Source organism: Nocardia carnea (assembly GCF_029868855.1).
GTDB lineage: Bacteria > Actinomycetota > Actinomycetes > Mycobacteriales > Mycobacteriaceae > Nocardia > Nocardia carnea_A.
Genome location: NZ_JARWOV010000282.1, coordinates 21,122 through 31,499 on the forward strand (window position 1 = coordinate 21,122; position 10,378 = coordinate 31,499).

Below are 10,378 nucleotides of genomic sequence, written 5' to 3' on the forward strand. Positions count from 1 at the left end.
GCCTCAGCCCAGTGCCAGATCCTTCAGACCGAGTATGGAGCGGTAGGGCAATCCTTCGTCGGCGATCACGCGATCCGCGCCGGTTTCCCGGTCGACCACGGTGGCCACCCCGACCACCGTCGCGCCCACCTCGCGCAACGCACGCACGGCGGTCAACGGAGAATTGCCGGTGGTCGTGGTGTCCTCCACGACCAGCACCCGTTTGCCCACCACATCGGGGCCTTCGATCTGCCGTTGCATCCCGTGGGTTTTCGCGGCCTTGCGTACCACGAAGGCGTCGATGGGCCGGCCGGATGCGTGCATCACCGCCAGGGCGACCGGATCGGCGCCCATGGTGAGCCCGCCGACCGCGTCGAATTCCCAGTCCGCGACCAGTTCCCGCAGCAGTTTGCCGATCAACGGGCCGGCGCGGTGGTGCAGGGTCGCACGCCGCAGGTCGACGTAGTAGTCGGCCTCTTTTCCGGAGGACAATGTCACCTTGCCGTGCACGACGGCTAAATCGCGCACCAGCCCGGCCAAGACATCCCGGTCGGTCGTTGCCTGGTCGATCATCGGTGTCCTTCCGCCCGTGGAGGCGAGTCGCGGCGAGTGTTGTCGCGGGCATGCTCGGCGCCCTGCGAGCAGGATACGGGGATGCCGCCACGACGGTTACCGCAGGTCGCGAGTCATCGCGGAGCTACTGCGGCACCGGACCCTGGTAGGGGCGGAAACCGGGGTGGAAGGGACCGCCGGGGAGCCGGGGGGCGTGCTCGTCGTCGGCGACGGAATCGCGGCGGCCGGGGGCGGACCGATCCGTTTCCTCGGCACCGCCGGACCGCGCACCGGCCGGTTCGGGACGCGAGGGGCGATTCGCGGGCCGGGCGTCGGGCACCACGGCCAGGCTCGGCCGGCGCGGCGGCGCCTCGTCACCGGGGATGTCCCGGTCGCCGGGGTCCGCGAGATCTTCCGGAACGTCGCGCCGGTAGCGGACGTTGGGCCCCGGGCGACCGTAGTCGTCGTCGGTGTCGTCGGGGTATTCGTCGTAGTCGTCGTAACCGGTGCCCGGGCCGTCCGGATCATCGTCGTCGTACTCCGCCGAACGGATCCGTGCCCGAGGGTGCGCCGGGCGGGGATCCTGTTCGTCGCCACGGTTCTCGGTGACCGGCGGCAGTACGTGCAGCAGACCGGACAGCCGCAGGACGGCGTCGATACCGGTCTCCCAGTCCTTGGCGACCGTGCCGACCGGAAGCATGCCGAGGGTCCAATTGCCCTCGCTCCACAGCATCTGCACCGTATCGGACAGCGATTCGATGAACGCGACCATTCGCTGGTCCACCGCGTGCCGGGCGATCTCCGGATTGGTCGCGAACACGACCCGGTCGCCGATGGCGCCGAGTAGTTCCAGATCGGCGTCCTTCGGCGGATTCATCGTCTTGACCCGCATATCGACGTCGATATCCGAGCCGATCTGCCGGCGCACCGCGACCAGCGTCGCGGAATCCTCCAGATCCAGCAGCACGAATTTCTCGCCCTTCCGGATACCGGTCACCACATCGACCGCCGTCAGGTACCCGAGCTTGGCCAGCGCACCGCGCCGCCAGGTCGAAGCGAGCGCCGGTTCCACCGACACATAGGTGTATCCCTGGGCTTTCGCCCACACCTGGCGCGCGTGACCGGTCCGCTGCCGCTGGCGCCGGTCGAAGTAGAGCAGCACGATCGCACCCACGAGGGTGATTGCCGCCAGCCCGAACCACATTGCCGTCATCGTCGCCTAGCCTATCCACCCGCCCGGCGTAATGCCGGGCACCCACACTGCGCGCCGCGGTTTTCTCATCGGCCGCCCCCGTCGAGGGCGGTGCTGATGATCACCTCGGCCTGAATGGATCCATCCGGGCTCTGCTGCCCCTGCACGATCACCAGATCCCCGGCGGGCAGCGCATCGACCGTGGCGCCCGCCAGCGAGATCACCTGAGTGGCCTCGGTCGTATGCACCGTGACCTCGGTACCGGTGAGTGTGCTGAGGGTCAGTGTGCCACCACTGTTGGAGCTGATGGTGCCCATGGTGGTGCCACCGCCGTCCGGATCACCCGGAGCGGGCATACCCGGGTCGCCCGGCAGGGGCGGTAGCTCGGGAAACGATTCCTCGGGTTGCGGCGGAACCTGCCGGCCGAGCGTACGGCTGGTGGTTGACGTATCACTGGCGGTGGACTGTGAATCGTCACCACCGAACAGCATTCCGGCGCCCACTCCGGCCAAGCCGATCAGCACGATGGCGGCCAGGCCGACCCCGAGCCAGATTCCGGTCTTGTTCGACGGTGGCCGCGGCGGTTCCTGCCCGGGCAGGGGGCCGCCGGGTTGCCCGTACGGGTCCTGCAGGCCCGGCCCACCGGTACCCCATTGCGGATTGCCGTAGGCGTAACTGTCGTAGGTCGGCATCTCCCGGGTCGGGTTGGGGCCCGGGCCCCAGCCGCCGTAGGGATCGGTACCCGGGTAGGCCGTGGTCGGCTCCACGAAGCCCGGGCCGTCGGCCGTGGGCAGTTTCTCGGTGGCCGATTCTCCCGGCTGACCCAGGCGCTGGGTCGGATCGTCGTCCGGCCGCCTTGCCCAGGGATCGTTCGGGTTGGTCATACCACCCAGACTAAGCGGTATCTCCCCGACGGCTCGGTGCTGCGCGTAAACATGCCGACACTCCACCCACACCGCAAGCCGTCCCGGGCGAGCACACTCACCCGGGACGGCTTCCGTCGTATCCGGCTCGATTCCGGTCGGCGCGGTGATGCCGCCGTGCTCTTACGGTGTCGCCACGCCGCCCGCGGCCGCCGTGCTCGGTTCGCGCAGCCTGCGCCCCACCATCAGACCGTCCCCGTCCGGGCTCACTCCGACCTCGACCGTGTCGCCGTCGGTGACCTCCCCGGCCAGCAGTTCCTTGGCCAGGGTGTCGCCGATGGCCTGCTGGATCAGCCGGCGCAGCGGGCGGGCGCCGTACACCGGGTCGTAGCCGCGCACCGCCAGCCAGAATCGCGCCGAATCGCTGACCTCCAGCGTGAGCCGCCGCTGCGCGAGCCGCCGCTGCAACTGTTCGAGCTGGATATCGACGACATGGGCGAGCTGGTCCTCGTCCAGCGAGCTGAACATCACCACGTCGTCGAGGCGGTTGAGGAATTCCGGTTTGAACGCCGAACGCACCGCGTTCATCACGAAATCCTTGTCACCGCCGGCACCGAGGTTCGAGGTGAGGATGAGGATGGTGTTGCGGAAGTCCACCGTCCGGCCCTGACCGTCGGTGAGCCGGCCCTCGTCGAGCACCGCGAGCAGGATGTCGAAAACATCGGGATGCGCCTTCTCGATCTCGTCGAACAGCACCACCGTGTAGGGCCGCCGCCGCACCGCCTCGGTGAGCTGACCGCCCTGGTCGTAGCCGACGTATCCGGGTGGCGCGCCCACCAGCCGGGCCACCGCGTGCTTCTCGCTGTACTCGCTCATATCGATGCGGACCATGGCGCGTTCGTCGTCGAACAGGAAGTCGGCGAGCGCCTTGGCCAGTTCGGTCTTACCGACGCCGGTGGGTCCCACGAACATGAACGACCCGGTGGGCCGGTTCGGGTCCGCGACCCCGGCGCGGGCGCGCCGCACCGCATCGGAAACCGCCTGCACCGCATCGGTCTGGCCGACCACGCGCCGGCCGAGTTCGGCCTCCATCCGGAGCAGTTTCTCGGTTTCACCCTCGAGCAGCCGGCCGACCGGGATACCGGTCCAGGCCGAGATCACCTCGGCGATATCGTCCGGCCCGACCTCCTCCTTGAGCATCACCTCACCGTCGGCCGCCGCCCCGGAGGCCCGTTCGGCTTCGGCGAGGTCCTTTTCCAGCGCGGGGATCCGGCCGTACCGCAGTTCGGCCGCCTTGCCCAGATCGCCGTCGCGTTCGGCGCGTTCCGATTCGCCGCGCAGGCCCTCGAGTTGCTCTTTGAGCACCCGCACCTGGTCGATCGCGGTTTTCTCGTTCTGCCAGCGGGTGGTGAGCTGGTTCAGCTTCTCCCGGCCGTCGGCCAGTTCGCCGCGCAGCTTCTCCAGCCGCTGTTTGGAGGCTTCGTCGGTTTCCTTGGCCAGCGCGACCTCTTCGATCTCGAGGCGGCGTACGGCGCGTTCCACTTCGTCGATTTCCACCGGCCGCGAGTCGATCTCCATCCGCAACCGGGAGGCGGATTCGTCCACCAGGTCGATCGCCTTGTCCGGCAGGAACCGGGAGGTGATGTAGCGGTCGGAGAGGGTGGCCGCCGCCACCAGCGCGGAATCGGTGATCCGCACACCGTGGTGCACTTCGTAGCGTTCCTTGATGCCCCGCAGGATTCCCACGGTGTCCTCGACGGAGGGTTCACCGACGAGCACCTGCTGGAAGCGGCGTTCCAGGGCCGCGTCCTTCTCGATGTGCTTGCGGTATTCCTCGAGCGTGGTCGCGCCGACGAGTCGCAGTTCGCCGCGCGCCAGCATCGGTTTGATCATATTTCCGGCGTCCATGGCCGATTCGCCGGTCGCGCCGGCACCGACGATGGTGTGCAGTTCGTCGATGAAGGTGATGATCTGGCCCGCGCTGGACTTGATCTCCTCCAGGACCGCCTTGAGCCGTTCCTCGAATTCGCCGCGGTACTTCGCCCCCGCGACCATCGCACCGAGATCGAGCGAGATCACGCTCTTCCCGCGCAGTGATTCGGGTACGTCGCCCGCGACGATGCGCTGGGCCAGGCCCTCCACGATGGCGGTCTTGCCGACGCCGGGTTCACCGATGAGCACCGGATTGTTCTTGGTCCGCCGCGACAGCACCTGCACCACGCGGCGGATCTCGGTATCGCGGCCGATCACCGGATCGAGTTTGCCCGAGCGCGCGGCATCGGTGAGATCGGTGGAGTACTTCTCCAGCGCCTGGTAGCTACCTTCCGGGTCCGGGCTGCTGACCCTGGCGTTGCCCCGGACGGCGGTGAAGGCCTCGCGCAGCGCGGCCGAGGTGGCACCGTACTTCTCGAGCAGCATGGTGATATCGGTATCGCCGGTGGCGAGCCCGACCATCACATGTTCGGTGGAGACGTATTCGTCGCCGAGTTCGGTGGCCAGATGCTGCGCCGCGGTGATCGCGGCCAGCGCCTCCCGGCCGAGCTGCGGGGTGGTGGTGGCACCGGTGGCACGGGGCAGCCGGTCGACGATGTCCTGGGCCTCGCGGCGCACCGTGGCGGGATCGGTGCCGACCGCTTTCAACAGTGGCCCGGCGATCCCGTCGGTCTGGTCCAGAAGCGCCACCAGCAGATGGGCCGGACGGATCTCCGGGTTACCGGCCGCCGACGCCGCCTGGAGAGCGGCGGTCAGGGCGGCCTGGGTCTTGGTGGTGGGATTGAACGAGTCCACGAAGCACCTTCCTGCTAGTCGATATCTCCTCCGGCAACCGCGCCCGATCCCGGGGACTCGTGCCGTTCTGTCCGGTTCAACGTTCGAAAGGTTGAGTCTGTTCCGCTCAAGTCTGGGATTTTTCCGCCGCCGACCTCGGCGGCAGGTTGCCGGGAAGATGCCGGCGCCCGGCCGGAGCCGCCGCCGCGATACCCGCGAACAAGATCGGCCAAACCATCTATTCGTATTTCACATCCACCATCATCACAATTTTCGGGGATACTGGTCGGATGAAGGACCGCCGGTAACGGCAACGTCCTTATCGGGCAGATATCAGGGAAAGGAAGCTCCACGCCGTGGATGCGCGTTCGGCAGCGCTGGTCCGCGCCAATTTCCAGTCGGTGCTCGACGCACCGCATGGACCCGAGCGGTTGGTCAGCGCTTTTTACGGTCACCTGTTCGCCGAGAATCCGCGGCTGCGGGAGTTGTTCCCGCCGACCATGGATATGCAGGCGAAACGGCTGACCACCGCGATCCAGTACATGCTGGATCACCTGGAGGACTGGGATCGTGCACAGAAGTTCCTCGAACAACTGGCACGCGATCACCGCAAATACGGGGTCGAGGCCGCGCATTACGATCAGGCCGGTCCCGCGCTCTATGCCGCCTTCGGAACCTACAACGGCCCGAACTGGACCAGAGAACTCGCCGAAGGATGGCGCGATGTCTGCCTGCTCATCTCCGCCGCCATGGCGATAGGCGCCAATTCCGATGATTCCCCGCCCTATTGGGAGGCCACCGTTGTCGGGCACCGGCACGTACTCGACGACCTGGCCATCGTGCGTTTGCAGTCCGATGACCCGATCCCCTATCTGGCCGGCCAGTACGTCCCCGTCTCGGTCCCGCAGCGGCCCCGGATGTGGCGCTACCTCTCCCCGGCCATCCCGTCGAATCCGTACGGCGAGATCGAATTCCACGTGCGCAAGGTCCGCAGCGGCTGGGTGAGCCCCTCCATCGTCAACGAGACCAAGGTCGGCGACCGCTGGCTCATCGGCGGGCCGCTCGGCGGACTACAGGTGGACCAGGACAGCGGCCGCGATGTACTGATGATCGGCTCCGGTACCGGTATCGCACCGCTGCGCGCGCAGCTGATCGAAATGGGCCGCCGCGGAATCAATCCCCGGGTGCACTTCTTCATCGGCGGCGCGTACCCGTGCGACCTCTACGACGTGGAGAACATGTGGCAGCTCTCGCAGAGCAACCCGTGGCTCACCATCGTCCCGGTCTGCGAGCACAAGACCAACCCGTGGTGGTACCCGCATCCCACCGAGGACGCGCCCTACGGGATGCATCGGCGGCTGGTCGGAAACCTCGGCGCCGTCGTGGCCAGTTTCGGTGCGTGGGAGGATCGGCAGATCCAGATCGCCGGTTCGGCGAAGATGATCGCCGACACCCGGCGCGCGCTGCTCGCTGTCGGCACCCCGGAGGAGATCATCAGCACCGATCCGGTCTGATCCGGCGCCCGGCCCCGGCAGACCTTGCCGCGATGCCACGGTCGGCGGGAGAATGGCGCGATATCTCCGCTCCGGCCGCCGCGAACCGCGTACGCCCGCTCCGAGGAAGCGCCGGAAATACAACGCCCACACCTCCGCCGACCGCACAAATCTGCTCCGAAGGAGTGCCAGTGACCAATGGCCCTCGCGTCGACCCGCACCGACCCGGCCAGCCGACCCAGTGGTTCGCGGACGTGGTCGAACATCACCGGCTGCGCCACGATCTGGCGGTGATCCGGCTGATCGGCGAATACGTCCCGTTCACCGCGGGACAGTCCGTGGAGGTCGAGGTTCCGCAGTTCCCGGGGATGCGCCGCCGTTTCTCCCCGGCGCTCCCGCCCTCGCTGGACGGCAAACTCGAGTTCCATATCCGCACCGTGGCGGGCGGCTGGTGCAGTAGCGGGATCGTCGCCGACACCCGGCCCGGGGACCGCTGGAGACTGGCTGCGCCGGAAGGCATGTTCAGTGTGGACCCCGACGGCGACGAGGTGGTGATGATCGCCGGCGGCACCGGCCTGGCACCGCTGCGGTCCCAGCTCCTCGAACTGGCCCGCCACGATTACCCCCCGACCACCTACCTTTTCTTCGGTGGTTTCTCCCCGCGCGATCTGTACGCCGCGGACATGCTGGTACTCCTGGCGGCGGACCTGCCGTGGTTGACCGTGGTGCCGGTCGTGGAACGTCTCGAGGACCCGTCCTGGCCCGACGAGTGGTACGACCGGCACCGGGTGGATATCGGTTTCGACGAGGACGATCTGATTCAGGGGACCCTCGCCGAAGTGGTCGGCTCCTACGGCAGTTTCAACCGCCACCAGGTCCTGGTGTGCGGGTCGCCCGCAATGACCCGGTCCACCGTGGAGCGACTACTCGACGCCGGAACCCCGCCGGAGCGTATCCAATTCGAAGGCGCTTGACCCGGCGGAACTCCCGCGGCGCCGCAGACGCCGCGAAAATCACCGCCGCCGGTTGCGTGGCTGCCAGACAACCAATGCGGTATTGCGCTGCGGCGGGATCAGTTCGGGCCGATAATCCGGCCGGGCTCGTTCCCGTTCCAGCGCCGCGGTCAGTTCGACCACCCGCTCCTGCAACTCGGCCACCTGGTTGGTGAGTTCGATGATCCGTTTGATCCCGGCCAGATTGACGCCTTCGTCCTGGGACAGCCGCTGCACTTCGCGCAGCAGCTCCACGTCCCGCTCCGAATAGCGCCGGCCGCCACCCGAAGTGCGCTGCGGTGTCACCAATCCCAGCCGGTCATATGTGCGCAAGGTCTGCGCATGCATACCCGCCAACTGGGCGGCCACCGAGATCACGAAGTATTCGGCGCGCGCCTCCGCCCGCGCCGAACCACTCTCGGATGCCCGTTTCGGATCGTTGGACATCACGCACCTGCCCATCCAGCTCTCGGATCGAAGCCGCTGGCCTTCTCCGCCTCCTGCAGCGCACGCAGCGCGGCCACGGCATCGTCGTCCAGCTTCGGCGGCACGGCGACCTTCACGGTGACCAGCAGATCACCGGCTCCGCCACCACGTTTGGGAACTCCGCGGCCCCGCACCCGGAGGGTGCGGCCGTCCGCGGTACCCGGTGGCACCTTCACGCCGACCCGGCCCTCCAGAGTGGGCACCGATACGGTCGTGCCGAGCACCAATTCACTGTAGCTGACCGGCAGTGCCAGGGTGAGGTCGTCGCCGGTCCGGCCGAAGACCTTGTCCTGGCTCACCCGCACCGTGACGTAGAGGTCGCCGGAGGGGGCGCCCCGGAGTCCGGCCTCGCCCTGCCCGGCCAGCCGGATACGCTGCCCGTCGGCGATACCCGGCGGGATCCGCACATTGATGGTGCGGGTGCGGTTCTGGATACCGTTGCCGTGACAGTCGACGCACGGGTCGTCGATGATCGACCCGGTGCCGCGGCATTCGTCGCACGGTTCACTGAAACCGAACGCGCCCTGGTTCCGGCTCACCACACCGCTGCCGTTGCAGATCGGGCACACCCGCGGGCTGGTACCCGGTTTCGCACCGCTGCCGTGACAGGTGGTGCACGGCGACGGACTGGTCAGATGCAGCGGAACCGTCACGCCGCGTGCGGCTTCGCGGAACCCGAGGGTCGTCTCGGCCTCCACATCCGCCCCCCGGCGCGGCCGGCTGGTGCGGGTACCGCTCCGGTTGAACAGTCCACCGAACAGGTCGCCCAGACCGCCGTCGGCGCCACCGGCCTGCCCGAAGATATCGCCCAGGTCGAAACCCTGGGTGAAACCGCCACCGCCGCCCGGGGTGAAACCACCACCCCGGCCGTACCCGCCGCCCGCGAAGAGGCGGCGGGTTTCGTCGTATTCGGCGCGTTTGGCCGGATCCGACAGCACGGTATGGGCCTCGCTGACGGCCTTGAACCGCTCCTCGGCCTTGGCGTCACCCGGATTGGCGTCCGGGTGCAGATCACGGGCGAGCTTGCGGTAGGCCTTCTTGATCTCTTCGGTGGAGGCGTCGGAGGAGACGCCCAGTTCCTTGTAGAAGTCCTTTTCGATCCACTCCCGCTGACTCACCGGGCATCTCCTCCTTTCCCCATCGCTGCGCGACCCCGCGCCGCGGGATCACTAGTTCGACGAGCCGGCATCCGCATCCGATGCCTCCGCTGCTGCGGGTTCGGCCGCGGCAGCGGCATCGGCGGTGCTGTCGGCCGCGGTATCACCCACGCCGTCGGTCACCCCGACCAGCGCGTGCCGCAGCACCCGCTCACCGAAGCGGTAACCCTTACGCATCACCACGCCGATCACCGGATCGTGCCCGGCGCCTTCGTGCTGTACGGCCTCGTGCAGATTCGGGTCGAAGGTATCGCCCTCGGATCCGAATTCTTCGAGCCCCTGTTTACGCAGTGCCTCGATCAGCTTGTCGGCCACCGAACGCAGCGGTCCGGATTCCAGGTCGCCGTGCGCCTTGGCGCGGTCCAGGTCGTCGAGCACACCCAGGAGCTCGGTGACCACGGCGGCCTTCGCGGTATCCATCGCGGTCTTGCGATCGCGTTCGACCCGGCGCCGGTAGTTGGTGTACTCCGCCGTGAGCCGCTGCAGATCGGCGGTGCGCTCGGCGAGTTCGGCCGCCGGATCGGATACCGGCGCGGCCTCGGCGGCCGCCTCGGCACCGTCACCGTCCAGACCCGACTGCGGCGCCTGCGGAGCGACCCGCTCCTCGGCGTCCGCGGCGGTCCCGTCCCCGGCCGGGGCGGCCTCATCGGCAGCCCCGGCCGGATCCCGGACCTCGCCGGTTTCCGGATCGATTTTGCGCTTGTCGACGAAGCTGATCGGTTCCTCGGAATTGTTACCCGCGTTCGTCACTTCTTCTCCGTGTCGACCGGTTCGTCCACGACCTCGGCGTCGACCACATGGTAGTCACCGGCGGTCCCCTTCGCGGCACCGTCACCGGCCGCCCCCCCCCCCGCGGCCCCCGCCGCGGAGATCGCCAGGCCCCACGCCAGCGAGTGGG

9 protein-coding genes are annotated in these 10,378 nt (G+C 68.2%); 2 read left to right on the top strand and 7 right to left on the bottom strand.

Annotated features, from left to right (window positions below):
- Positions 1-3: 3 nt before the first annotated feature.
- The 4 genes from pyrE to clpB all read right to left on the bottom strand — a co-directional run bounded on the left by pyrE (position 4) and on the right by clpB (position 5,373).
- A complete protein-coding gene (pyrE, locus tag QH195_RS29125) occupies positions 4-552 on the bottom strand; it encodes an orotate phosphoribosyltransferase (RefSeq protein ID WP_280437742.1) in 549 nt (182 codons plus the stop codon).
- Positions 553-676: 124 nt separating this feature from the next.
- On the bottom strand, positions 677-1,744 hold the full coding sequence (locus QH195_RS29130) for a hypothetical protein (protein WP_280420227.1): 1,068 nt from the start codon (positions 1,742-1,744) through the stop codon (positions 677-679).
- A 65-nt stretch (positions 1,745-1,809) separates the two neighbouring features.
- On the bottom strand, positions 1,810-2,607 hold the full coding sequence (locus QH195_RS29135; protein ID WP_280437743.1) for a DUF5666 domain-containing protein: 798 nt from the start codon (positions 2,605-2,607) through the stop codon (positions 1,810-1,812).
- A 162-nt stretch (positions 2,608-2,769) separates the two neighbouring features.
- Entirely contained in the window at positions 2,770-5,373 is a 2,604-nt protein-coding gene (clpB, locus tag QH195_RS29140; RefSeq protein WP_280420229.1) for an ATP-dependent chaperone ClpB, read from the bottom strand.
- A gap of 335 nt (positions 5,374-5,708) precedes the next feature.
- Between clpB and QH195_RS29145 the strand changes: the two genes are divergently transcribed.
- Together QH195_RS29145 and QH195_RS29150 are read left to right on the top strand one after the other, a co-directional pair.
- Positions 5,709-6,866 carry a globin domain-containing protein gene (locus tag QH195_RS29145; protein ID WP_280420230.1) on the top strand — a complete coding sequence of 386 codons (1,158 nt, stop codon included), beginning with the start codon at positions 5,709-5,711 and terminating at the stop codon, positions 6,864-6,866.
- Between the two features lie 170 nt (positions 6,867-7,036).
- On the top strand, positions 7,037-7,819 hold the full coding sequence (locus tag QH195_RS29150) for an FAD-binding oxidoreductase (RefSeq protein WP_280420231.1): 783 nt from the start codon (positions 7,037-7,039) through the stop codon (positions 7,817-7,819).
- A 39-nt stretch (positions 7,820-7,858) separates the two neighbouring features.
- Here QH195_RS29150 and QH195_RS29155 read toward each other — a convergent pair whose 3' ends face one another.
- Genes QH195_RS29155 through grpE form a run of 3 tightly spaced genes read right to left on the bottom strand, consistent with a single transcriptional unit; the run spans position 7,859 to position 10,230 of the window.
- Complete coding sequence (locus QH195_RS29155) at positions 7,859-8,284, bottom strand: heat shock protein transcriptional repressor HspR (protein ID WP_280420232.1); 426 nt, start codon at positions 8,282-8,284, stop codon at positions 7,859-7,861.
- The gene (gene dnaJ / locus QH195_RS29160; protein WP_280420233.1) at positions 8,284-9,441 is read right to left on the bottom strand and encodes a molecular chaperone DnaJ; all 1,158 of its coding nucleotides are present in this window, start codon (positions 9,439-9,441) and stop codon (positions 8,284-8,286) included. Before dnaJ ends, QH195_RS29155 begins: the two co-directional genes overlap by 1 nt.
- 51 nt (positions 9,442-9,492) lie before the next feature.
- The gene (gene grpE, locus QH195_RS29165; protein ID WP_280437744.1) at positions 9,493-10,230 is read right to left on the bottom strand and encodes a nucleotide exchange factor GrpE; all 738 of its coding nucleotides are present in this window, start codon (positions 10,228-10,230) and stop codon (positions 9,493-9,495) included.
- Positions 10,231-10,378: the final 148 nt, after the last annotated feature.

Coding starts and splice junctions, on each gene's coding strand:
- pyrE (WP_280437742.1), bottom strand. CDS start 552: ATGATCGACCAGGCAACGACCGACCGGGATGTCTTGGCCGGGCTGGTG.
- QH195_RS29130 (WP_280420227.1), bottom strand. CDS start 1,744: ATGACGGCAATGTGGTTCGGGCTGGCGGCAATCACCCTCGTGGGTGCG.
- QH195_RS29135 (WP_280437743.1), bottom strand. CDS start 2,607: ATGACCAACCCGAACGATCCCTGGGCAAGGCGGCCGGACGACGATCCG.
- QH195_RS29155 (WP_280420232.1), bottom strand. CDS start 8,284: ATGTCCAACGATCCGAAACGGGCATCCGAGAGTGGTTCGGCGCGGGCG.